Source organism: Bradyrhizobium sp. CCBAU 53338, from assembly GCF_015291665.1.
Taxonomy (GTDB): domain Bacteria; phylum Pseudomonadota; class Alphaproteobacteria; order Rhizobiales; family Xanthobacteraceae; genus Bradyrhizobium.
The window spans coordinates 232,964-254,269 of sequence record NZ_CP030048.1; the positions used below are offsets into that span (position 1 = coordinate 232,964).

At 64.4% G+C, this 21,306-nt stretch carries 25 protein-coding genes; 8 read left to right on the top strand and 17 right to left on the bottom strand.

Features of this window, described 5'->3' with window-relative positions:
- The first annotated feature begins 14 nt into the window (after positions 1-14).
- Positions 15-704, top strand: coding sequence for a YggS family pyridoxal phosphate-dependent enzyme (locus tag XH90_RS01095; protein WP_194478802.1), 690 nt, complete (start codon positions 15-17; stop codon positions 702-704).
- A gap of 40 nt (positions 705-744) precedes the next feature.
- On the opposite strand, the gene XH90_RS01100 is transcribed toward XH90_RS01095, so the two are convergent.
- Both XH90_RS01100 and XH90_RS01105 read right to left on the bottom strand, forming a co-directional pair.
- A complete protein-coding gene (locus tag XH90_RS01100) occupies positions 745-1,530 on the bottom strand; it encodes a 2-keto-4-pentenoate hydratase (RefSeq protein WP_194478803.1) in 786 nt (261 codons plus the stop codon).
- 6 nt (positions 1,531-1,536) lie between these two features.
- Positions 1,537-2,106, bottom strand: a complete 570-nt coding sequence (locus XH90_RS01105) for a L,D-transpeptidase (RefSeq protein WP_194478804.1) — start codon at positions 2,104-2,106, stop codon at positions 1,537-1,539.
- A gap of 203 nt (positions 2,107-2,309) precedes the next feature.
- Between XH90_RS01105 and XH90_RS01110 the strand changes: the two genes are divergently transcribed.
- Both XH90_RS01110 and XH90_RS01115 read left to right on the top strand, forming a co-directional pair.
- The gene (locus XH90_RS01110) at positions 2,310-2,996 is read left to right on the top strand and encodes a response regulator transcription factor (protein WP_007598630.1); all 687 of its coding nucleotides are present in this window, start codon (positions 2,310-2,312) and stop codon (positions 2,994-2,996) included.
- A 60-nt stretch (positions 2,997-3,056) separates the two neighbouring features.
- A complete protein-coding gene (locus XH90_RS01115; RefSeq protein WP_194478805.1) occupies positions 3,057-3,500 on the top strand; it encodes a cyclic nucleotide-binding domain-containing protein in 444 nt (147 codons plus the stop codon).
- Between the two features lie 83 nt (positions 3,501-3,583).
- Here the strand turns inward: XH90_RS01115 and xth are convergent, their stop codons facing one another.
- The 12 genes from xth to XH90_RS01175 all read right to left on the bottom strand — a co-directional run bounded on the left by xth (position 3,584) and on the right by XH90_RS01175 (position 15,267).
- Positions 3,584-4,399, bottom strand: a complete 816-nt coding sequence (xth, locus tag XH90_RS01120) for an exodeoxyribonuclease III (protein WP_194478806.1) — start codon at positions 4,397-4,399, stop codon at positions 3,584-3,586.
- 61 nt (positions 4,400-4,460) lie between these two features.
- Positions 4,461-5,219, bottom strand: coding sequence for an outer membrane lipoprotein carrier protein LolA (locus tag XH90_RS01125; RefSeq protein WP_194482550.1), 759 nt, complete (start codon positions 5,217-5,219; stop codon positions 4,461-4,463).
- Between the two features lie 164 nt (positions 5,220-5,383).
- A complete protein-coding gene (locus XH90_RS01130; RefSeq protein WP_194478807.1) occupies positions 5,384-7,870 on the bottom strand; it encodes a DNA translocase FtsK in 2,487 nt (828 codons plus the stop codon).
- A gap of 9 nt (positions 7,871-7,879) precedes the next feature.
- Entirely contained in the window at positions 7,880-9,094 is a 1,215-nt protein-coding gene (locus XH90_RS01135; protein ID WP_194478808.1) for an aminotransferase class I/II-fold pyridoxal phosphate-dependent enzyme, read from the bottom strand.
- A 223-nt stretch (positions 9,095-9,317) separates the two neighbouring features.
- Entirely contained in the window at positions 9,318-9,722 is a 405-nt protein-coding gene (locus XH90_RS01140) for a GFA family protein (protein WP_194478809.1), read from the bottom strand.
- 206 nt (positions 9,723-9,928) lie between these two features.
- Positions 9,929-11,377, bottom strand: a complete 1,449-nt coding sequence (locus XH90_RS01145; RefSeq protein ID WP_194478810.1) for an ammonium transporter — start codon at positions 11,375-11,377, stop codon at positions 9,929-9,931.
- Between the two features lie 38 nt (positions 11,378-11,415).
- A complete protein-coding gene (locus tag XH90_RS01150; RefSeq protein WP_027535364.1) occupies positions 11,416-11,754 on the bottom strand; it encodes a P-II family nitrogen regulator in 339 nt (112 codons plus the stop codon).
- 423 nt (positions 11,755-12,177) lie between these two features.
- Positions 12,178-12,780 carry an ATP-dependent Clp protease proteolytic subunit gene (locus XH90_RS01155; RefSeq protein ID WP_194478811.1) on the bottom strand — a complete coding sequence of 201 codons (603 nt, stop codon included), beginning with the start codon at positions 12,778-12,780 and terminating at the stop codon, positions 12,178-12,180.
- A gap of 42 nt (positions 12,781-12,822) precedes the next feature.
- A complete protein-coding gene (locus tag XH90_RS01160) occupies positions 12,823-13,179 on the bottom strand; it encodes an SRPBCC domain-containing protein (RefSeq protein WP_194478812.1) in 357 nt (118 codons plus the stop codon).
- Positions 13,176-13,490 (bottom strand): helix-turn-helix transcriptional regulator, encoded by a 315-nt coding sequence (locus tag XH90_RS01165; RefSeq protein WP_194478813.1) that lies wholly within the window; start codon positions 13,488-13,490, stop codon positions 13,176-13,178. The genes XH90_RS01160 and XH90_RS01165 overlap by 4 nt, the downstream gene beginning before the upstream one ends.
- 56 nt (positions 13,491-13,546) lie before the next feature.
- Positions 13,547-14,848, bottom strand: a complete 1,302-nt coding sequence (locus XH90_RS01170) for an ammonium transporter (protein WP_194478814.1) — start codon at positions 14,846-14,848, stop codon at positions 13,547-13,549.
- Positions 14,849-14,928: 80 nt separating this feature from the next.
- A complete protein-coding gene (locus XH90_RS01175; protein WP_028176997.1) occupies positions 14,929-15,267 on the bottom strand; it encodes a P-II family nitrogen regulator in 339 nt (112 codons plus the stop codon).
- Between the two features lie 245 nt (positions 15,268-15,512).
- Here XH90_RS01175 and XH90_RS01180 point away from each other — a divergent pair, with 245 nt between their 5' ends.
- Positions 15,513-16,403, top strand: coding sequence for a DUF4339 domain-containing protein (locus XH90_RS01180; protein ID WP_194478815.1), 891 nt, complete (start codon positions 15,513-15,515; stop codon positions 16,401-16,403).
- A gap of 46 nt (positions 16,404-16,449) precedes the next feature.
- Here XH90_RS01180 and tesB read toward each other — a convergent pair whose 3' ends face one another.
- Positions 16,450-17,313, bottom strand: a complete 864-nt coding sequence (gene tesB, locus XH90_RS01185; RefSeq protein WP_194482551.1) for an acyl-CoA thioesterase II — start codon at positions 17,311-17,313, stop codon at positions 16,450-16,452.
- Between the two features lie 140 nt (positions 17,314-17,453).
- Here tesB and XH90_RS01190 point away from each other — a divergent pair, with 140 nt between their 5' ends.
- Positions 17,454-18,671 carry a ubiquinone biosynthesis hydroxylase gene (locus XH90_RS01190; RefSeq protein WP_194478816.1) on the top strand — a complete coding sequence of 406 codons (1,218 nt, stop codon included), beginning with the start codon at positions 17,454-17,456 and terminating at the stop codon, positions 18,669-18,671.
- A 94-nt stretch (positions 18,672-18,765) separates the two neighbouring features.
- Here XH90_RS01190 and XH90_RS01195 read toward each other — a convergent pair whose 3' ends face one another.
- Positions 18,766-18,963, bottom strand: coding sequence for a Trm112 family protein (locus XH90_RS01195; RefSeq protein ID WP_194478817.1), 198 nt, complete (start codon positions 18,961-18,963; stop codon positions 18,766-18,768).
- A gap of 56 nt (positions 18,964-19,019) precedes the next feature.
- On the bottom strand, positions 19,020-19,550 hold the full coding sequence (locus XH90_RS01200) for a TetR/AcrR family transcriptional regulator (RefSeq protein WP_194478818.1): 531 nt from the start codon (positions 19,548-19,550) through the stop codon (positions 19,020-19,022).
- A 91-nt stretch (positions 19,551-19,641) separates the two neighbouring features.
- Here XH90_RS01200 and XH90_RS01205 point away from each other — a divergent pair, with 91 nt between their 5' ends.
- From XH90_RS01205 to XH90_RS01215, 3 genes are read left to right on the top strand one after another with little or no spacing between them, the layout of a single operon-like run.
- Entirely contained in the window at positions 19,642-19,992 is a 351-nt protein-coding gene (locus XH90_RS01205) for a hypothetical protein (protein WP_194478819.1), read from the top strand.
- A 40-nt stretch (positions 19,993-20,032) separates the two neighbouring features.
- Positions 20,033-20,836, top strand: coding sequence for a crotonase/enoyl-CoA hydratase family protein (locus tag XH90_RS01210; RefSeq protein ID WP_194478820.1), 804 nt, complete (start codon positions 20,033-20,035; stop codon positions 20,834-20,836).
- The gene (locus XH90_RS01215; protein ID WP_194478821.1) at positions 20,833-21,306 is read left to right on the top strand and encodes a PaaI family thioesterase; all 474 of its coding nucleotides are present in this window, start codon (positions 20,833-20,835) and stop codon (positions 21,304-21,306) included. The genes XH90_RS01210 and XH90_RS01215 overlap by 4 nt, the downstream gene beginning before the upstream one ends.

A 21,306-nucleotide genomic window follows, 5' to 3' on the forward strand; every position in this document is an offset into this window, starting at 1 on the left:
GTACAATCGACGTTATGACAGAAGCCAATGCCACGCCGGTAACCGGCGGTTCACCAAACGCGCTCGCCGCAGTCGAAGCGGAGATTGCGCGCGCCTGCAAGGATGCGCGGCGTGAGCGTGCCTCCGTAACGCTGATCGCGGTGTCCAAGACGTTCGCCGCTGATGCAATTATTCCGGTTATCGGCGCCGGACAGCGCGTGTTTGGCGAGAATCGCGTGCAGGAGGCCAAAGGCAAGTGGCCGGCGTTAACGGCTGATTACCCTGACATCGTGCTGCATCTGATCGGGCCGCTGCAATCCAACAAGGCGAAAGAGGCCGTCGCGCTGTTCGATGCCATCCATTCGGTCGACCGTCCGAGCATTTGTCAGGCGTTAGCCAAAGAAATCGAATCCCAGAACAAGCATCCGCAACTCTTCGTCCAGATCAATGTCGGCGAGGAGCCGCAGAAGGCCGGCGTCGCGCCCGGCGAGGCCGACGCGTTCATCAAGAGTTGCCGCGACACTTACGGCCTGACGATATCGGGTCTGATGTGCATCCCGCCGGTGGACGAACCGCCGGCCGCGCATTTCGCGCTGACCGCCAAGATCGCCGCGCGCAACGGCCTAGCGAACCTGTCGATGGGCATGAGCGCGGATTACGCGACCGCCATCATGCTGGGCGCAACCCATGTGCGCGTGGGAAGCGCGATCTTCGGGCACAGGTAGTGGTGAAGAGCGCCGATGCGTAGCCCGATGGAGCGAAGCCTTACGCAAACCTCACCGACACTTTCCCCAGCGCACCGAAATCCGCCGCAAAATGATCGCCGGCCTGGATCGGCAGTGGCGGGTGGCAGGTGCCTGTCGTCACCACCTCCCCTGTCCGCAAGGTGATGCCGAGACCGCGCAGCTCGTTGGCCAGCCAGGCCAGGGCAACGCGTGGATCGCCGAGCACGTTCTTGCCGTGACCGAGATAGCGCTCGCCGCGCAACGTGATCTGCGGCCGTTCCTCGATCAGATCCATCGCGCGCCAATTGGCTGATGTCGCCGCGCCCAGCACGAACAGATGCGCGCAGGCATTGTCGGCGATCAGCTGCGCCTCGCCGGCGCTGGCGAAATCGGTGAAGCGCGAATCCGGAATTTCGATGGCGGGATGTAACGTGTCGACCGCCGCCAGCACCTCGTCAACGCTGTAAGGCGTCGGTCGCGGCGCCAGATCGTGTCCCATGCGGAAGCAGAATTCCGGCTCGCCGACGCGCATCGCATTGCCCTTCATCGACGCGATGCCGCCATCGGCGATGACGGTGTCGCTCATGATGCGCCCGGCCAGCGGCCCGGCGACGTTGATGTGCTTCTGCCCGGCTTCACTGGTCGCCGCGATCTTCCAGCCGAACAGTTTTCCGAGTGATTGGTTTTCGAGCACGGCCTGCACGGCGTAACCATCCGCGCGGCTTTGCGGACGCAGCCGCGTCTCGAGCGCGTCGAACTTGCTGCCGTCACGCCAATGTTGAACGAGCGCGCGCGAGGCGGCTGTGACCTGTTCCCTGTCGAGCATGTGTCCTCACCCGATGATGATTTTTGTTCTTGGTCCTATCAGTCGCAGCAGATGCAGCATCGCGCCCTTGGTCATGGAGACGCAGCCCGCGGTCGGGCCGAAATTGTCGCGCGCCAGATGCAGGAACACCGCGCTGCCGCGGCCGGCGATGCGCGGCCTGGTGTTGTGGTCGATTTCAATGATGAAGTCGTAGAGATGATCAGCGCGCTTCAGCCGGTCGCCGCCCTCGCCCTCCCCGCGCCGGATCCACTGGTTGTAGTGGCGATCACCGGGGTCCTCGCACCAGGCGTCGGCGCCGGTGATGATCCGGGCCGGCAGAAACGTCTTGGGACGGCTGTGCCGGTCGCCCCGCCACCACAATTGCCGGGGACGAAATTGGCCTCTCGGGGTGCCGCCATCGCCTTCGCGCTTGTTGGCCAGAAGGCCGCCGCGCCCGAGCGCCACCGGAATCGTCAGGCTGCCCGCCGTCAGCCAGCCCCGGCGCGGATTCCCGGCGGCAGGCTTAACGCGGATCGCAGACAGCGGCCCAAAGCCCCGATTTCTGGTGTAACCGACTGACACAGCTTTGTTTTTCATGTGAATGCGCGATGTCGAATTCATTACAGGACATTCATCGAACCGCCCTGCTATTCTGGGCTAGAGTAATTCCGGCTTGTGAATCGGTAACAGCCCACTACTTCAACACGAACAACAATAAAAACGGCGACCCCTAAACTTTCCCATCACGGTCGGGTGCGGCATGCATGCGCGCCTGGTCGACCCCAAAAGGATGATCCCCTATGGCCAATGCCCGCAAGATCCTGATCGTGGATGACGATACCGATCTGCGCGATACGTTGGTGGAGCAATTATCGCTGCACGAGGAATTTGAAGCCTCCGCCGTCGATACCGGCGCCAAGGGCGCCAGCGCCGCAAAGGCCAACGCCCCCGATCTCGTGTTGATGGATGTCGGCCTTCCCGACACCGATGGTCGCGAGGTGGTCCGCTCCCTGCGCAAGGGCGGCTTCAAGGCGCCGATCATCATGCTGACGGGGCACGACACCGATTCCGACACGATTTTGGGCCTGGAATCCGGGGCCAACGACTACGTCGCAAAACCCTTCCGCTTCGCGGTGCTGCTTGCCCGCATCCGCGCCCAGCTTCGCCAGCACGAGGCCAGCGAGGACGCGGTGTTCTCGGTCGGCCCCTACTCCTTCCGCCCCGGCTCCAAGATGCTGACCGCGGCCAATGCCCGCAAGGTCCGCCTCACCGAAAAGGAAACGGCGATCCTGCGCTTCCTCTACCGGGCCGGCCAGATGCCGGTCTCGCGCGAGACCCTGCTCCAGGAGGTGTGGGGTTATAATTCCGGCGTCACCACCCACACGCTGGAAACCCACATCTACCGCCTCCGCCAGAAGATCGAGAAGGATGCCGCCAACCCGGAAATCCTGGTGACGGAAGCCGGTGGCTACAAGCTGGTGCCGTGATACGTTCCAGGAACGCGCGATTCGTCGTAAATTAGCGCGTTCCTCGAGCCTCGGACCGGAATGTCGATCGACGATGACGTAGCGCTGCTTGAGCGTGTCCCGACACTGCGCCTGTTGGGAGACGCTTCGTTGCGCATGCTGGCGATCGGCTCCGAGCAGCGTGACTTCGTCCGCGGCGACATCCTGTTCAACCTCGGTGACGATGCCGACGCCGGCTTCGTGGTCCAGCGCGGGGCCTTTCGCGTCGATGACGGCGCCGGCGCCGAGATGATCGCCGGCCCCGGCACGCTGATCGGCGAACTTGCGCTGGTGGTGCCGATGAAGCGGCCGTCCGGCGCAGTCGCGCTGGAGCATTCCTCGGTCATCCGAATCGCCCGCAGCCTGTTTCAGCGCGTGCTCGAAAGCGACCCCGCCGCCGCGGTCCGTCTGCGCGACGAATTCGCGGTGCGCTCCAGCCAGATCGCCAGCGACATCCTGATGGCGGGCGCGAAGCTCAGCACGTAGCTCCTTCCACCTGTCATTCCGCGGCGCGCGTAGCGCGAGCCCGGAATCCATTTATTTCATCGCGCCCCGGAATGACGGCGGGCTCACACCTCTAGCGTCACCGTCACAGGCACATGGTCTGACGGCCGCTCCCAGCTCCGCGCATCGCGCAAGATCTTGAAATCGCTGACGGCATCCTTCAGCGCGCGCGAGACCCAGATATGGTCGAGCCGCCGGCCGCGGTCGCCGACGGTCCAGTCGGCGGAGCGATAGCTCCACCACGTGTAGACCTTTTCCGACATCGGGATGCGGTCGCGTGCGACGTCGACCCATTCGCCGGCCTCGAGCGCGGCCTTCAGCTTTTCGGTCTCGATCGGCGTGTGCGAGACCACTTTGAGGAGCTGCTTGTGCGACCACACGTCGTTCTCGTGCGGCGCCACGTTGAGATCGCCGACCAGCACGTGGCGATCTTCGCCACGCGGATGCAGCGGCTCGCACGCCTTCATCTCGTCGAGGAAGCGAAGCTTGTGGTCGAACTTTTCGTTCAGTGCGGGATCGGGAATGTCGCCGCCGGCGGGCACGTAGAAATTATGCAGCACCAGCGGCTTTGCGATGCTGGCTTTCTCGCCGAACGACACCGAGATGTGGCGCGAATCCACCTTGTCGCAGAAGGTGCGGATATCGGTGGACTCGAACGGGATCTTCGAGACGATGGCGACGCCGTGATAGCCCTTCTGCCCGTTCAGCGCGACGTGCTCGTAGCCGAGCCGCCTGAAACGCTTCAGCGGAAAGGCGTCGTCGATGCATTTGGTCTCCTGGAGACACAGCACGTCCGGCCGCGCGCTCTTGAGAAACTTCGCGACCAGGTCGATGCGCAGCCGCACCGAATTGATATTCCAGGTTGTCAGGGAAAGACGCATGGGAGCTGCGTCTTAGCATGGATTGGCGTCGGCGAAATGCTTGTCCACAGGGCGGGAGTGCTCAGCCCGGTGACGGCACGCTGTAATTGGTGAAGTCGATCTTGAACATGTTGGGATCGAGCTTCTTACTCGCATCGAGATTGTAGACCGCAACCGTGGTGTCGTAGCCCTGCGGGTCAGTGACGGTCCATTGCTTCAGCTGGCCGTCCTTGGCGCCGATCATCAGCAGCAGGCGGCTGGTGCCGACCAATGCCTGCTTCTCTTCGATCGTCACGCTGATGAAGAGATCGTCGGCGGTGACGTTGACGACGTTGGTGTCCTTCATCAGGTCGATGCGATCGGACAACAGGAAGCGCAGCGGCGTCTGCGACAGAGGATAGACGTCCTGCGTGGCGAGCTTGCGGTCGCGCACCACGACCGACGATCCGTCGGCGATGATGTCGATCGGGCTCGGCGGATCATATTCGAAGCGGACCTTGCCCGGCTTCTGGATGTAGAAATCGCCCTGCGTCTTGCTGCCGTCGGGGCCGACCTGGACGAAATTCCCGACCAGCGTCGACAGCGACGACAGATAGGCGCTGACCTTGGCCGCCTGCGCCTTCTGGTTCGCATCGAACGTCTGGAAGATGCTGCTCGGCACGTTGCGGCGCGGATCGGGAATGATCGGATTCGGCGGCACCTGCGTTGCGCCCGTGATCGACGGTCCTGCCGAGGGCGCAGCGTTATCACGCCCCTTTGGTGCAGGCTTCGGCACCGGCACGTTCTGCGCAAACGATGCTGCGGTCGCCATCGCGGCGGTGACGAGAAGCACGCCCGCCACGCGCGCGCTGCGCGCGGCGAGAGAGGCAGCGAATCCAATGTCCGGATGTCTGGTCAACGCTTCGTCCTGTGTGGCTGGGCGTCGTTTTAGCGTGATTTCGGGCAAAAGCAGAGATCGATTTTGCGTGAGAATGGCGTTTCGAGGCGAGTCAGTAGCTCCTTGCCTCACATATGGCTGTCTTCTTCCTCGACCAGAATCTCGCGCTTGCCGGCGTGATTGGCGGGGCCGACGATGCCTTCCAGTTCCATGCGCTCCATCAGCGATGCGGCGCGGTTATACCCGATTTGCAGGCGGCGCTGGATGTAGCTGGTCGAGGCCTTGCGGTCGCGCTTGACGATCGCAACGGCCTGCTGGAACAGATCGCCGCCGCCATCCGCGCCCATGCCGCTGGCGTCGAACACGGCGCCGCCATCTTCGTCCTCGGTCGGCTCTTCGGCCGTGACGGCTTCGAGATATTCCGGCTGGCCCTGCGTCTTGAGGTGGCGCACCACCTTCTCGACTTCTTCGTCGGAGGCGAAAGGTCCGTGCACACGGCTGATGCGGCCGCCGCCGGCCATGTAGAGCATGTCGCCCTGGCCGAGCAGTTGCTCGGCGCCCATCTCGCCGAGAATGGTGCGGCTGTCGATTTTCGAGGTGACCTGGAAGGCGATGCGGGTCGGGAAGTTCGCCTTGATGGTGCCGGTGATGACGTCCACGGAGGGACGCTGGGTCGCGAGAATCACATGCAGGCCGGCGGCGCGCGCCATCTGCGCGAGGCGCTGCACCGCGCCTTCGATGTCCTTGCCGGCGACCATCATCAGGTCGGCCATTTCGTCGACGATGATGACGATGTAGGGCAGCGGATCGAGCGAGAGCTTCTCTTCCTCGTAGATCGCCTTGCCGGTTTCCTTGTCGAAGCCGGTGTGCACCGTGCGGGTCGGCTCTTCGCCCTTGGCCTTCAGCTCGAGCAGGCGCGTATTGTAGCCGTCGATGTTGCGCACGCCGAGCTTGGCCATGTTCTTGTAGCGCTCTTCCATCTCGCGCACGGCCCATTTCAGCGCGACCACCGCCTTCTTCGGGTCGGTCACGACAGGCGTTAGCAGATGGGGAATGCCGTCATAGACGGACAGTTCGAGCATCTTCGGATCGACCATGATCAGGCGGCACTGGTCCGGGCGCAGCCGGTAGACCAGGCTCAGGATCATGGTGTTGATGGCGACCGACTTGCCGGAGCCGGTGGTACCGGCGATCAGCATGTGCGGCGTGCGCGCGAGGTCGATGATGACGGGGTCGCCGCCGATGGTCTTGCCGAGGCAGAGCGGAAGTTTCGCGACCGTGTCGGTGGCTTCCTTCGCCACCAGCAGCTCGCGCAAATAGACCTTTTCGCGATGCGCGTTCGGCAGCTCGATGCCGATGGCGTTGCGGCCCGGCACGACGGCGACGCGTGCCGACAGCGCGCTCATCGAGCGCGCGATGTCGTCGGCAAGGCCGATCACGCGCGACGACTTGATGCCCGGCGCGGGCTCCAGCTCGTACAGCGTGACGACGGGCCCGGGATTGGCCTTCACGATCTCGCCGCGCACGCCGAAATCCTGCAGCACGCCTTCGAGCGAGCGCGAATTGGTCTCGAGCTCGGCCTTGCTGAGCGGCTGGCGATCGCCGGCCTTCGGCGCGGCCAGCATCGAGACGGAGGGAAGATCGAACTTGTCGGAGCCCTTCTTGGCAGCGACCTTCGGCGCGGCCTTCTTGCGCGATGCGCGCGCCGGCGCCTCTTCTTCCTCGTCCTCCTCCGCGTCTTCCTCTTCTTCCTCGTGCTCGTCTTCGTAATCCTCGTCCGCGGCCTGCGGCGAGATCGGAGGTGCTGCGCGGCCGCCGCCGAGATTCGGCTCCTGCCTGCTGAACGAAACCGTCTTGGCCTTCGGTCCGCTCGAAACCAGCGAGCGATAGGCCGCGCCAAACAGCCAGATCAGCCGTGCCTTGGTGCTCATCAGCGCGTGGAACAGCCAGCCCAGCGACACCGAACCGCGATCGTCATCTTCGTCGTCGTCGAGCGGCTTGTCGTCGTCCTCGATCTCCGAGAGCTCGTCGTCATGCGCGCGCGCGCCGAGCCCGCAGGCGATCAGGAAGGTCGCGGCCAGCGCGATGAACAGGATGGCGCCGAGCACCATGCGATAGATCGCGCCGGGCGGCCCGAAGATCACCGCAGGCGCGCGCACCAGCGCATCGCCGACCACGCCGCCTAAACCCGTCGGCAGCGGCCAGGCACCGCCATGCGGCCAGCAGCTGACGAAGCCTGCCGCGATGACCGTGCAGAGAATCCAGGAGCCGAGGCGCAGCGCCTCGCGGTCGAACGGACGATGGGTCATCATGCGCCAGCCCCACACAGCGATCGTCAGGATCAGCATGATCGCGCCGAGCCCGAGGATCTGCATCGCGAGGTCGGCGCCGATCGCGCCGGCATAGCCCAGAATGTTGTGGATCGGCCGCGAGGTCGCGTGGCTGAGGCTGGGGTCCTGCACCGACCAGGTCATCAGCGCGGCGGAGGCGACGCCCGACAGCGTGACGAGGCCGAAGCCGGTGAGCTCGCGCACGCGCCGGCTCAGCGCCTCGCGGATCGAAGGCGGCAGATGGCCGACCAGGGGAATCACACGTTCGATTGCCGACATGCTCATGGGCCCTGCCTAACCCAGAGTTTCGACCAGCCGGTGCAGCGCCTGCGCCGTGGTCTCACTGTCCTGCACCAGCGCCAGCCTGATGTAGCCTGCACCGGGATTGAAGCCGTCGGGCTGAAGCCGCGCCAGGTAGGAGCCGGGCACCACGCGCACACCGGCCTCCTTGAAGAGCTTGAGAGTCACAAAGACGTCGTCGCCGACCTCGGACGTGTTGAGCCAGACGCAGAACCCGGCGTCGGGCCGGCGATAGCCGTAACGATTGCCGATGATCTGGTCGGCGAGATCGAACTTGATCCGGTAGAGCCTGCGGTTCTCCTCGACATGTGCTTCGTCGCCGTAGGCAACGGTCGCGACGTGCTGGAGCGGCACAGGAACCTGGGGCGCGGCGATGTTGCGCAGCTCCAGGAACATGCCGATGAACGTCTTGTCGCCGGCGGCGAAGCCGACGCGCAGGCCCGGAAGGTTGGAGCGCTTCGACAGCGACTGGAACGCAGCCACGCGGATGAAATCGGGGCCGGCACATTCGAGCGCGCTGCCCGGTGCCTGGCGCGTGTAGATCTCCGAGTAGCACTCGTCGCTGAGGATCATGAAGTTGTGGCGATCGGCGAGTTGCTTCAACCGCGTGAAATAATCGCGCGAGGCGACCGAACCCTGCGGATTGGCGGGCGAGGCCAGATAGAACGCGACGGTGCGCGCCAGCGTCGCCTCGTCGATGGCGCCGAGATCGGGCAGGAAGCCGTTTTCGACCGTGGTCGGCAGATAGACCGGCTCGCAGGCTGCTGCGCCGGCGCCGGCGCCATAGACCGGATAGAACGGGTTCGGCATCAGGATCGCGGGTTTGCCGGGCTTCGGCCCGACATAGCGGGCTGCCGCGATCGCGGCGAGGAACAGCCCTTCCCGGCTGCCGTTGAGGACGAGAAGCTCGGTCCTGGGGTCGAGCGCGCGCGGCAGCTTGAAGCGCGACGACAGCCAGGCACTCGCAGCGTTACGGAACGGCTCGGTGCCCTGGTTCATCGGGTAGCGACCGAAATCGGCGATGTGCTTGGCCAGCACGGGGCCGACGAAATCAGGCACCGGATGCTGCGGTTCGCCTACTGCAAGCGAAATCAAGGGCTTGCCGGGCTGATGCGGCGCCAGCAACTCGTTCAGCCGGACGAAGGGCGAGCGCTCGTTGCTGGAGCTTCCACTGGCCTGCGGCGCACGGGATGAAGCGGTCATGACCATTCTGGGCGCCAGTACTCTCGAAACGGCCGGTCGCGCGCGGGCGCCGGCGGGAAAGCGGTTCAGTTCACCATAGATAGGGCGAGGTTAAGACGCGATTAACCATCGGTGGGCCGTCCCGTCCAGAGCGGGAATATCGGGGCCGGACGACAACGGGATGCATGGCGGTTCCAACCCCTCCCGGTTGCGGGAGAGGTTGCGCATCTTCTTGCCGGCAATCCGGTTCTCAGTGCCCCGGCAACCTTTCGAAGGTCTTCATGCCTGATGGGATCGTGTGAAACTCCTGGATGTCGCAGGTGTAGATCGCCATCTGCGGCTTGAACTGTTTCGGCTCGTCCAGCGTGCCGACCTTCACGATCGCGGCCGGCAGTCCCGGAACCCTGGTCACCAGATGGGTGCCGCACTCGGCGCAGAATTCCCGCGTCACGGCGCGCTCGAGGTCCTTGCGGGTGAACTGCTTGGGTTGTCCGGTGATGTAGGTGAAGCCGGCGGCCGGCATCGCGATGAAGGTGTTGGGCGCGCCGCCCGAGATGTACTGGCACTCACGGCAGTGACATTGGGCCTGCATCATCGGATCGCCTTCGGACACGTAGCGCACTTCGCCGCAATAACATCCGCCTTCCAAACGCATGACGACCTCCCGGTTTATTGTTCTTGAGGTCGATATTTCTGCGCCGGCCGGGCGGAATGGCAATCGTTTTCTTCGAGCCATTGGATCAAAAAGAAAGGGGCTCCAACTTGCGCTGGAGCCCCTCGACGGTCGGGGCATTGCCGGGTATGTGCCCGAACCGTAGGAGTGGACGCGGTCTCCGAAGAAACCGCGCCCGGGAGGAGTGCTTACATGTTGTAGGCGCGCTCGGTGTGGTCGGTGATGTCCAGACCTTCACGCTCGCTCTCGACATTGGCGCGGAGGCCGACGATCACGTCGACCACCTTGTAGAGGATCGCCGAACCGACGCCCGACCACACCAGCGTGGTGCAGACGGCTTCGATCTGGGAGAGCATCTGCGCGGCGAAGTCGTAATCGGCAACCTTGGGCGGGATCGCGGTGTAGTCGATGATGCCAGCACCACCGAGAGCCGGATTGACCAGGATGCCGGTGCCGAGGGCGCCGACGATACCGCCGATGCAGTGCACGCCGAACACGTCGAGCGAGTCATCGTAGCCGAGCGCGTTCTTCACGACGGTGCAGAAGAACAGGCAGACCACGCCGACCACGAGACCGAGGACGATCGCACCCATCACGCCGGAGAAGCCGGCGGCAGGCGTGACGGCCACGAGACCCGCGACGGCGCCGGAGATGATGCCGAGCACCGACGGATGGCCCTTCACGATCCACTCCGCGAACATCCACGACAGCGCGGCGGCTGCGGTGGCGACGAAGGAGTTGGTCATGGCGAGCGCAGCGCCGCCGTTGGCTTCGAGGTTGGAGCCGGCGTTGAAGCCGAACCAGCCGACCCAGAGCAGCGAGGCGCCGATCATCGACATGGTCAGCGAGTGCGGAGCCATCAGCTCCTTGCCGTAACCGACGCGCTTGCCGATCAGGAGAGCGCCGACGAGGCCCGCGATGCCGGCGTTGATGTGCACCACGGTGCCGCCAGCGAAGTCGATCGCGCCCTTCTTGAAGATCCAGCCGGCGTCGGCGTTGATCTCGTCGAGCTTGGCCTGAGCCGCAGTCTTCGCCGCCGCATCAGTCGCAGCAGCCAGAGCCTTGGCGGCGTCCTGGATCGCGTCCGGGCCGGGCCAGTACCAGACCATGTGCGCGATCGGGAAGTAGATCAGCGTGACCCAGAGCGGGATGAACAGAGCGATCGCCGAGAACTTCATGCGCTCGGCGAAGGCGCCGACGATGAGGGCGGGCGTGATCGCCGCGAAGGTCATCTGGAAGCACATATAGACGAGCTCCGAGATGTTGGCGTCGACCGAGAAGGTCGCGGCCTTCGAGTCGGTGGTGACGCCCATCATGAAGGCCTTGGAGAAGCCGCCGATGAAGTCGGAACCGCCGGTGAAGGCGAGGCTGTAGCCGTACACGGCCCAGATCACGGTGACGACGCAGACGGTGTAGAACACCTGCATCAGCACCGAGAGCATGTTCTTGGAACGAACGAGGCCGCCGTAGAACAGCGCGAGACCCGGGATCGTCATCAACAGCACGAGGACCGTCGATGTCAGCATCCAGGCGTTATCCCCCTTGTTGACCGTTGGCTCGGCGTAGGCTGCGGTCGCAGCGAACAGGCCGACTGCGAGAGCCGCCAATCCCGCGCCATAGGGACGCTTAAACGTCATTTCATTTACTCCTGATTGGATTTTGGTTGAGCGCGAAATCAAAGGGCCGCGGCGTCGGCCTCGCCGGTGCGGATGCGAACCGCATGGTCGAGGTTGATGACGAAGATCTTGCCGTCGCCGATCTGTCCGGTTTTCGCAGCCGACGTGATGGCGTCGATGGTCTTGTCGACCTGCTCGGAGGCGACAGCGACTTCGATCTTGATCTTGGGCAGGAAGCTCACCGCATATTCGGCGCCGCGGTAGATTTCCGTGTGGCCTTTCTGCCGGCCATATCCCTTGACTTCCGTCACCGTGAGACCGTGAACGCCAATGGCGGTCAGGGCGTCACGGACTTCTTCCAGCTTGAATGGCTTGATAATCGCCATAACAATTTTCATGGGTCCTATCCCCGCTTGGGCCCGGTCCGGACGTGGCCGGGCGTTTCTCGACTGGTTCGCCACGAGGGAGAAGTTCACTACGCGGGCACAGCCGGGACCCTTAGAATCAAATGCCGTGCCAGATCGGGCGCGTTGCCTAACGGACTATGAAAACGGGTGTTTTCGCGTTTGAGGGGTGTTGCGGTGCAGTGCGCTATTACGTCGCGCTCAATCCATGGTCACGTCTGATTAAAATAACGGCACGACAGGCTACCGACACAATGTTGCTCATGCGTCGGGCAGCCAAAAGGTATTGTGATAAGGTAGGAGCTTGAGACGAGTCGGGACCGCGCGCCCTCTGCTCACGGGATACGCTGAAAGCCGTGGTCGGGGCCAAGCGGCCGAGCTGCCCCGATGGTATCCAGCTTGGCCGCTATCGCACCTTCAGGCGGCGTCGCGCACTGCAAAAACCCGGTCGACCAGCCCCCATTCGACCCCCTGCTGCGCGGTCATGAAGTGGTCGCGGTCCAGGGTCCGTTCGACTTCCTCTTCGGTCCGGCAGCAATGCTGCGCATAGAGGCGGATGATGCGCCGCTTGGTTTCCTGCATCTCGTTGGCATGGATCAGAATGTCGGAAGCCTGGCCCTGGAAGCCGCCCAGCGGCTGATGCACGTGAAGGCTAGCATTGGGCAAGGCGGCGCGGTGGCCGGGCTCGCCGGCCATCAGCAGGAACGAGCCCATCGAGCGCGCGGTGCCCATGCACAGCGTATGAACCGGCGCCTTGATGAACTGCATGGTGTCGTACATCGCGAGCCCGGAGGTGACCACGCCGCCATAGGAGTTGATGTAGAGATTGATCGGCCTGTTCGGATTCTCTGCTTCCAGGAACAAGAGCTGCGCGCAGACGAGGCCCGACATCGCATCATTGACTTCGCCGTTGAGGAAGATGATGCGCTCGCGCAGCAGTCGCGAGTAGATGTCGAAGGATCGTTCGCCGCGCGCGGATTGTTCGACGACCATAGGGACGAGCTGAAGCATGTCGCGCATCGGCGACCTCCATGTCTGCAGGTGAATGAAGTCTTGGTGGTGTCAGGCCGCCGCGCGCATCAGGCAGCAATTGCTGTTGGCCGGCTGCGGCGGTTTCACGCCGATCTCGCAGGCTTGCTGGATGATGCGAAAGCGGGTGCCGCCTGACACGTTCGGCTCGATCCGGAAGATGACGTGGCTCTCGCGATACGGCGGTTCGGAGTCGCGCAGCCGGTAGCGCACTTCTTCGCCAGGGATCGATGTTTCAGGCTCGGCGCCTGCGAGGTCGCAATCCGGCAGCCATCGCTCGCGCAATTCAGGAATGGTCACGGCGCGCCAGACCTTTGTCGGCGGAGCATCGAAATCGAATTCGAGCACCAGCTTTGCATCGGGGCGATCGGGCTTTGCGGTGTCGCTCATTGATCCATATCCTTCAGGAGGTCAGCGAGTGCGTTCATGCGCTTCGGCCAGTAGGCGCGGTAGCGCGCAAGCCATGCCCCGATGGCGAGGATTCCGTCGGGGTCGACTTCGTAATTCACAAAGCGGCCCTGCCGCTGCTCGCGCACGAGGCCTGCCGCGCGCAGCACCGAAAGATGCTGCGACATCGCCGGTTGGCTGATCTCCAATCCGTCGCGCAAGGCGCTGGCATTCAGGCTTCCGCCAGCGAGCTTCTCAAAGACCTTGCGCCGTGTCGGATCGGCCAGCGCCTTGAAGATGTCGGCTTCGATCATGCCAACACATAAGCACGTGCTTATGTGTTGCGCAAGCCCCTACTGACAAGTCCCGATTACTGCAGCGCTTCGCCGTGCTGCGAGATATCGAGCCCTTCGAGCTCGTGCTCGCGCGAGACGCGCAACGGCACGAACAGCCCGACCAGCTTGAGCAGGATGAAGCTCACGCCCGCCGACCAGACGAACGTGACGGCGACGCCGTAGAGCTGGATCAGCAATTGCTGCGGATGGCCCTCGAGCAGACCGGCCGTGCCTCCGATCGCGCTGGTCGCGAACACGCCGGCGAGCAGTGTGCCGGTCAGCCCGCCGATGCCGTGGACGCCGAACACGTCGAGCGAGTCGTCATAGTTGAAGCGGTGCTTCAGCCAGGTGCAGGCCCAGTAGCAGATGGCGCCTGCGGCGATGCCGATGACGATGCCGTGCCACGGCGCGACGAAGCCCGAGGCCGGCGTGATGGTGCCGAGGCCTGCCACTGCGCCCGAGATCATGCCGAGCACGGAGGGCTTGCGCCGCGTCGACCATTCGATCGCGCCCCAGGTCAGTGCGCCCGAGCAGGCCGCCAGATGCGTCGCGATGATCGCCATCACCGCGCGCGAATTGGCCGCGCCCGCCGAGCCGCCGTTGAAGCCGAACCAGCCGACCCACAACAGGCCGGTGCCCATCACCGCGAGCGAAAGATCGAACGGCGACAGATTTTCGGTGCCGTAGCCGTGGCGTCGTCCCATCACCTTCGCGGCGACGAGGCCGCCGGTGCCGGCCGACAGATGCACGACGAGGCCGCCGGCGAAATCCATCACGCCCATGCTGTTGAGAAAGCCGCCACCCCACACCCAATGCGCCAGCGGAATGTAGACGAAGATGAACCAGGCGACCGAGAAGAGGAGATAGGCGGAGAACCGCATCCGGTCCGCGACCGAGCCCGCGACCAGCGCCACCGTGATGATCGCAAACGTCATCTGGTAAAGCATGAACAGCGCTTCCGGGATCGTCTTGGCGGCCGGGTTGACGCTGTCCATGGTCATGCCGGCGAGGAACCAGCGGTCGAGCGAGCCGAGCCAGGGGCCGTCGCCGACGAAGCACAGCGAGTAGCCGAACGCGACCCAGAGGATGGAGATGATCGTCACCGCGGCAAGACTCTGCGCCATGGTCGCGAGCACGTTCTTCTTGCGCACCATGCCGGAATAGAACAGCGCAAGGCCGGGGATCGTCATCATCAGCACCAGCGCGGTGGCGACGATCATCCAGGCGGTGTCGGCGGTGTTGATCTCCGAGGCCGCGGCGTGCGCAGGCGAGACCATGATCGACAACAATCCGAGCGGCGCAGCCATAGCGGCTACGCGGCGCAACAATCCCGCCATGTCATTTCCCCCGGCATCGTAGTGGCGTCGCACGCTTTGGCGTCGTTGCCCGGTGCGATCGAAAAAGGCTTATTCAAATTTCAGAGTGCATCGCTGTCGGTTTCGCCGGTGCGGATGCGCAGCGCGTGATCGATCGGCGTGACGAAGATCTTGCCGTCGCCGATCTGCCCGGTGCGGGCGGTCGCGGTGATCACGCTCACGGCCTTGTCGGCGACGTCGGAGGCGACTGCGATCTCGATCCGCAGCTTGGGCAGGAAGTTCACGACATATTCCGCACCACGATAGATCTCGGTGTGTCCCTTCTGGCGGCCATAACCCTTCACCTCGGTCACCGTCATGCCGTGGACGCCGATCGCCGTCAGGGCCTGGCGGACCTCATCGAGCTTGAAGGGTTTGATGATCGCGACGACAAGTTTCATGGTCAGGCCTATTCCCCAGGATGCACGGCGCCGCATGTCCCCGGCGCCGCGTCAATCTGGCATCTTTCCGGGCAAATGGCACAAAAAACTTGCAGATTGAAGCGGAAAAACGTTTGCCCGAGGTCGGTCATGTGAACGGCCGCCTCTGTACAGGGCAATGTTTCATCCCTCACAATGCGTTTTTGGCATGGATGCGGTGAACCCGCGCCTGCCGAACGGTACATAAGTATTTTGGGGGGCGTTTCATGGCGAGTTGGTTCTACGCATCCGAGGGCAAGCAGCAGGGGCCCTATCCGGAAGGGCAATTCCGCGATCTGATCGCGCAAGGGATCGTGCGCCCCGATACGCTGGTGTGGTCCGAGGGCATGGCCGGCTGGCAGAAGGCCGCCGAAATTCCGGGTCTCATGTCGGGCGGCGGCGCGCCGCCGATCATTCCCGCCGGAGGCCCGCCGATGATGGGCGGCGGGGGCTATGCAGGCAGCGGCAGCGCTGCCGGCGGATCGCTGTCGATCGATTTCGGCATCATCGACTTCACCTGGCGAACGCTCGCGCTCCTGATCGGCTCGTGCTTCATCATCCCGATCCCGTGGCTGTTCGTCTGGTACACGAAATGGATCGTGTCCTGCGTGACGGTGCCGGGGCGGCCGAACCTCTCCTTCACCGGCACCGCGATGACGGTCGTGCCCTGGTTCCTCGGCTTCTTCGTTCTGGCCGTCGTCGTCGGCTATAGCGGCGTCCAGGTGCTGAACCTCGTGCTCTTCATCGTCGAGATCGTCCTCTACTGGATGCTGATCAAGTGGATGGTCGCCAACATCGCCTCCAACGGGCAGGGGCTCGGCCTCAGCTTCACCGGCTCGATCTGGGGCTATATCGGCTGGAACCTGCTGTTCGCGGTGTCCATGATCACCATCATCGGATGGGCCTGGGTCGCCGCCGCCCAGCTGCGCTGGATGTATCGCAACATCGAGGGCACGCGCCGGGAGATCGTCTTCAAGGGCAGCGGCCTCGGGATTCTCTGGCGCGGAATCGTGGCTGCGATCCTGAGCAGCCTCATCATCCCGATTCCGTGGGTCTATCGCTGGATCATGAACTGGTTCGCATCGCAGACCGAGCTCGCACCGCGCCGTTCGATGTAAGCACGATCGGAACATCTCGAGCGCGCTGAATTCGCGCTCGAGGTTATCAGCTCCGCCGCTCGCGCACGGAGCCTTCCTGCGCGACGGAGGCGACCAGCGTGCCGTCCGGCTTGAAGATCGAGCCGCGCGTCAGGCCGCGGCCGCCTCGCGCGCTCGGCGAATCCTGTGCGTAGAGCAGCCATTCGTCGGCGCGGAACGGGCGGTGAAACCACATCGCGTGGTCGAGGCTCGCCGGCATCATGCGCTTGTCGAACAGGGTGCGGCCATAGCGTGCCATGATTGCATCCAGCAGCGAGAAGTCCGACGCATAGGCCAGCGCGCACATGTGCAGCGCCGGATCGTCGGGCAGCGTCGCCGCCGTCTTGATCCAAACATGGATGCGGCCGTCCTCGATCTTCTGGCCGAAATAGCGGCCGAGCTCGACCGGGCGCAGTTCGATCGGGCGGTCGGACTCGTAGTAGCGGCGGATGAAATCGGGCATCTCGCGGAACATCGGCTGCTTCGCGACCTCCTCCGCGGTCAGTTTTTCCGGCGGCGGCACGTCGGGCATCTTGTCCTGGTGGTCGAACGCGCTCTCTTCCTCGGCGTGGAACGATACCATGATCGAGAAGATCGCATTGCCGTGCTGGATCGCGGTGACGCGGCGCGTCGAATAGCTCTTGCCGTCGCGCAGACGCTCGACCTGGTAGATGATCGGGATCTGCGGATCGCCGGGCAGGATGAAATAGCAATGCAGCGAATGCGGCAGCCGGCCTTCGACGGTGCGGCAGGCCGCCACCATCGCCTGTCCGATCACCTGGCCGCCGAACACCCGCTGCCAGCTCGTCTTCGGGCTGTTGCCGCGGAACAAATTCACCTCGAGCTGTTCGAGGTCGAGGATCGAAATCAGGTCGATCAGGCTTTTGGACATGGAATCCAGCTTTCGCATCGTCATTCCAGCTGCGCTGCTCCGGAATGACACAATGGGGGCGTTCCGCCCTTGTTTCACCGCACTGTTTCGCCCACCTCAAGTCTGCTAGCAAGACCCGAGAACTGGCCGGGAAATTTCGTATGTCACAGAGCAGCATAGTCATTGGCGGCGGCGCGTTTGCGGGCCTCGCGCTCGCTTTGGCGCTGCGCCAGGGGCTCGGCCCCGAGATTCCCGTCATCGTCGCCGATCCGGCGCTCAGCTCGCGGCCGAGCCGCGATCCCCGTGCGACCGCGATCGTCGCGGCCTGCCGCCGGCTGTTCGAAGCGCTCGGCGCCTGGGACGACGTCAGCGCCGAGGCGCAGCCGATCCTCGACATGGTCGTCACGGATTCGAAGCTCGAGGACGCCACGCGTCCGGCGTTCCTGAATTTCGCCGGCGATGTCGCGCCCGGCGAGCCCTTTGCGCATATGGTCGAGAACCGCCGCCTGATCGATGCGCTGGTGGTCCGCGCCGAAGCAGCCGGCATCGATCTGCGCGCCACTGTCGTTGCGTCCTACGACGCAAGTGCGGACGGCGTTGAGGTGACGCTCGGCGACGGGAGCAGGATTGCTGCAAGCCTGCTGGTCGCTGCCGATGGCGCGCGGTCGAAACTGCGCGAGCGGGCCGGCATCGCCACCCACGGCTGGGAATACGATCAATCCGGCATCGTCGTCACCGTCGGTCATGAGCGCGATCACGAGGGCCGTGCCGAAGAGCACTTTCTGCCCGCGGGGCCGTTCGCGATTTTGCCGCTGACCGGCAAGCGTTCGTCGCTGGTGTGGACCGAGCGCCGAGCCGAGGCCGCGCGCATCATTGCGCTCAGCGACGTAGAATTCCACGCCGAGCTCGAGCAGCGTTTCGGTCTGCATCTCGGCGAGATCAAGGCGCTCGACAAGCCGCGCGCGTTCCCGCTGTCCTATTTCGTGGCGCGCTCCTTCGTCGCCGAGCGCCTTGCGCTGGTCGGCGATTCCGCGCACGTCATCCACCCGATCGCGGGCCAGGGCCTCAACATGGGGCTGAAGGACGTCGCCGCACTGGCTGAGGTCGTGGTCGATGCCGCGCGGCTCGGCATGGATATTGGCGGTGCCGACGTGCTCGAGCGCTACCAGCGCTGGCGCCGCTTCGACACCATGGCGATGGGCGTCGCCACCAACTCGCTGAACTTCCTGTTCTCGAACGAGTCGACCCTGCTGCGCTCGTTGCGCGACATCGGACTCGGCATCGTCGACCGCACCCCGCCGCTGAAGAACCTCTTCATCCGCCAGGCCGCGGGACTGACCGGCGAGATTCCGCGGCTGTTGAAGGGCGAGGCGCTGTAGCAAAAGGCGCCGCTGCAAACTCCGCTCGTCGTCCCGGCCTTCGCCGGGACGACAGCGAGATCGTTGCGCGGTCATCGCGCAACAACAGCTTCCCTCAATCGATCTTCCTTGCCTCTTCCGGCAGCATGATCGGGATGCCGTCGCGGATCGGATAAGCGAGCTTGGCGCTGCGCGAAATCAGCTCCTGCTTGGCCGAATCGAATTCCAGCGGACCCTTGGTCAGCGGGCAGACCAGGATCTCCAGCAGTTTGGGATCGACGCTGTTTTCGGCACGTTCGGTCGGCGCGTTCATGGGGGTCTCCGGCATTCGCCTGCCTCTAACACAGAAATTCGCGGTCGCCCATCATCTCAGCCCGAGACCATCTTCTGGATCTCGTCGAGCAGGCCCTGGAGCCGCGCGGCCGGCACCGGCGCGGCCGAGAGTGCGAAGCCGAGAAACGTCCAGTACAGGACCTGCGCACGCGCCTGCGCGGCGGCTGCGGAGAGCCCGCGTCGTTCCAGCAGCGCCTCGATATAGTCGAGCCGGCGGCGGTCGATGGCGCGGACCGCCGCCTGCGCCGCCGGATCGAACGCCGCCCAGTTGCGCACTGCGCGCTCCAGGTCGAGCCGGGCGCCAAAGGTTCGGCGCAGCAGCGCCTTCAGCGGCTCGTCGCTGTCGGCCTCGACACCCGCGATGATCTCTTCGGCCGCGATCTCGCGCCAGCGTTTCAGTATCGCCGCGTGGAACGCGCCGAGATCGGCGAAATGCCAGTAAAAACTGCCGCGCGAGACACCCATGGCCTTTGCCAGGGGATCGGCCTTCAGCGCGGTGAAGCCGCTTTTGGTGAGCGCCTTGATGCCCTGGCTGATCCAGTCGTCGGCGGAGAGCTGTTCGGTCATGTCGGGTTCCGAAATCCCGACCATACACTAGTGTATTGACAGCCGGCGCGCCAGCGCCTATTTCACCATACACAGATGTATGGAGGTGATGATGCGTGATCTCTTGCTGCAGTGCGCCGGCGTCGGAGCCGTCATCGTGGCGTTGATCCATGGCATCCTCGGCGAGACCAAGGTCTTTCCCCGCGCCACCATCGAGCCCGAACGGCTCCGCACCCTGATCCGCCTGGTCTGGCAGGCCTCGACCGTCGCCTGGATCGGCTGCGGCGTGTTGCTGGTCGTCACGCCCTGGATGGAGTCGGCGCTCGCACGCCACTGGATCGTCATCATCATGGCTTGCGTGTTCGGCCTCTCCGCCTGCGCCAATGCATGGGCGACGCGCGGACGCCATTTCGGCTGGATGGCGCTGAGCGCGGTCGTGGTGATGGCGATCGCCGGCTACTGATCGTCGCAACGGCAGCCACGCATTCAAGCGGAGTGACGCCATGGAAGATCGTGTTCGGCTGACCATCGTCGATGACGTGGCCCATGTCCGGCTCAATCGTCCGGACAAGATGAATGCCCTTGACCCCGCGATGTTCGAAGCCCTCATTGCAGCCGGCACGGAGCTCGGTGCACGCAAGGATGTCCGCGCCGTCGTTCTGTCCGGTGAGGGGCGGGCGTTCTGCGCCGGCCTCGATCTGGATCGGCTTCTCGCGACGACGCGAGGCGAATCCCTGATCCCGTCCGTCGACCTGACGCAACGAAGCCACGACATGGCAAACTACGCGCAGCATCTGGTCTGGCTCTGGCGCGAGCTGCCGGTACCCGTCATCGCCGCGGTCCATGGCGTCGCCCTCGGCGGCGGCTTCCAGCTCGCGCTCGGTGCGGACCTTCGCTATCTGGCGCCGGTGACGAAGCTTGGCGTCATCGAGGCCGGATGGGGTCTGGTGCCCGACATGGCCGGCACCCAATTGATGCGTCACCTTGCACGCGAGGATGTCGTGCGCGAGCTGACCTATACCGGCCGCGTGTTCTCGGCGGGCGAAGCGCTGGCCTATGGATTCGCGACGGGACTGGCCGACGATCCACTGGCGGCGGCATTGGAGGTCGCACGCGAGATCGCCGGCCGCAGCCCGGACGCCGTTCGCGCCGCCAAGCGTCTGCTCAATCTCGCCGCGACCTCGGACGTCGCCACCGGTCTTGCCGCCGAGACCGCCGAGCAGGCCGCACTGCTTGGCACCCCCAATCACGTCGAGGCCGTGCGCAGCAATCTCGAAAACCGCGCACCGCGATGGAGCCAGGCATGAGCGCCCAGAGCTTCGGTGTCCAAAGCTTCGGTGTCCAAGGGTTTGATCTCCAAGCTCTCCGGGCCGTCAATTCGTCTGCCGCCTTCAATCGCAAGGCGGAGTTTGATGTCGCTGCGGCCGGTCGTGGCGAAGCAACGATCCGAATGACATGGCACGACGATTTCGCCCAATATTCCGGACACCTCCACGCCGGCATGATCGCAGCCCTTCTCGACACCGCTTGCGGCTTTGCCGCCGCGACGCTGGTCGGCCCGGTTACTGCATCGCATTTCGCGATGAACTGTCTCAGGCCGGCGATCGGCCGTCATTTCATCGCCAAGGGGACGACGGTGCGCGCCGGACGCCGGCAAGTGTTCGCTCGTGCCGAGTTGCTGGCGGCCGATGAGCAGGACCAACTGTCCCTCGTCGCAACCGGAGAAACCGTGCTCGTTCCTACCGGCGGACCATCGAGCAGGATTGACGGGAGCTGA

Bases quoted from the DNA above. Each gene is read 5' to 3' on its own strand.
- XH90_RS01115 (WP_194478805.1), top strand. From the start codon at position 3,057: ATGTCGATCGACGATGACGTAGCGCTGCTTGAGCGTGTCCCGACACTG.
- XH90_RS01200 (WP_194478818.1), bottom strand. From the start codon at position 19,550: ATGACCGAACAGCTCTCCGCCGACGACTGGATCAGCCAGGGCATCAAG.
- XH90_RS01210 (WP_194478820.1), top strand. From the start codon at position 20,033: ATGGAAGATCGTGTTCGGCTGACCATCGTCGATGACGTGGCCCATGTC.
- XH90_RS01195 (WP_194478817.1), bottom strand. From the start codon at position 18,963: ATGAACGCGCCGACCGAACGTGCCGAAAACAGCGTCGATCCCAAACTG.
- XH90_RS01205 (WP_194478819.1), top strand. From the start codon at position 19,642: ATGCGTGATCTCTTGCTGCAGTGCGCCGGCGTCGGAGCCGTCATCGTG.
- XH90_RS01170 (WP_194478814.1), bottom strand. From the start codon at position 14,848: ATGGCGGGATTGTTGCGCCGCGTAGCCGCTATGGCTGCGCCGCTCGGA.
- XH90_RS01135 (WP_194478808.1), bottom strand. From the start codon at position 9,094: ATGGTCATGACCGCTTCATCCCGTGCGCCGCAGGCCAGTGGAAGCTCC.
- XH90_RS01155 (WP_194478811.1), bottom strand. From the start codon at position 12,780: ATGCGCGACATGCTTCAGCTCGTCCCTATGGTCGTCGAACAATCCGCG.
- XH90_RS01175 (WP_028176997.1), bottom strand. From the start codon at position 15,267: ATGAAACTTGTCGTCGCGATCATCAAACCCTTCAAGCTCGATGAGGTC.
- XH90_RS01190 (WP_194478816.1), top strand. From the start codon at position 17,454: ATGTCACAGAGCAGCATAGTCATTGGCGGCGGCGCGTTTGCGGGCCTC.
- XH90_RS01145 (WP_194478810.1), bottom strand. From the start codon at position 11,377: ATGACGTTTAAGCGTCCCTATGGCGCGGGATTGGCGGCTCTCGCAGTC.
- XH90_RS01110 (WP_007598630.1), top strand. From the start codon at position 2,310: ATGGCCAATGCCCGCAAGATCCTGATCGTGGATGACGATACCGATCTG.
- XH90_RS01150 (WP_027535364.1), bottom strand. From the start codon at position 11,754: ATGAAAATTGTTATGGCGATTATCAAGCCATTCAAGCTGGAAGAAGTC.
- XH90_RS01105 (WP_194478804.1), bottom strand. From the start codon at position 2,106: ATGAAAAACAAAGCTGTGTCAGTCGGTTACACCAGAAATCGGGGCTTT.
- XH90_RS01095 (WP_194478802.1), top strand. From the start codon at position 15: ATGACAGAAGCCAATGCCACGCCGGTAACCGGCGGTTCACCAAACGCG.
- tesB (WP_194482551.1), bottom strand. From the start codon at position 17,313: ATGTCCAAAAGCCTGATCGACCTGATTTCGATCCTCGACCTCGAACAG.
- XH90_RS01100 (WP_194478803.1), bottom strand. From the start codon at position 1,530: ATGCTCGACAGGGAACAGGTCACAGCCGCCTCGCGCGCGCTCGTTCAA.
- XH90_RS01165 (WP_194478813.1), bottom strand. From the start codon at position 13,490: ATGATCGAAGCCGACATCTTCAAGGCGCTGGCCGATCCGACACGGCGC.
- xth (WP_194478806.1), bottom strand. From the start codon at position 4,399: ATGCGTCTTTCCCTGACAACCTGGAATATCAATTCGGTGCGGCTGCGC.
- XH90_RS01215 (WP_194478821.1), top strand. From the start codon at position 20,833: ATGAGCGCCCAGAGCTTCGGTGTCCAAAGCTTCGGTGTCCAAGGGTTT.
- XH90_RS01130 (WP_194478807.1), bottom strand. From the start codon at position 7,870: ATGAGCATGTCGGCAATCGAACGTGTGATTCCCCTGGTCGGCCATCTG.
- XH90_RS01140 (WP_194478809.1), bottom strand. From the start codon at position 9,722: ATGCGTTTGGAAGGCGGATGTTATTGCGGCGAAGTGCGCTACGTGTCC.
- XH90_RS01160 (WP_194478812.1), bottom strand. From the start codon at position 13,179: ATGAGCGACACCGCAAAGCCCGATCGCCCCGATGCAAAGCTGGTGCTC.
- XH90_RS01180 (WP_194478815.1), top strand. From the start codon at position 15,513: ATGGCGAGTTGGTTCTACGCATCCGAGGGCAAGCAGCAGGGGCCCTAT.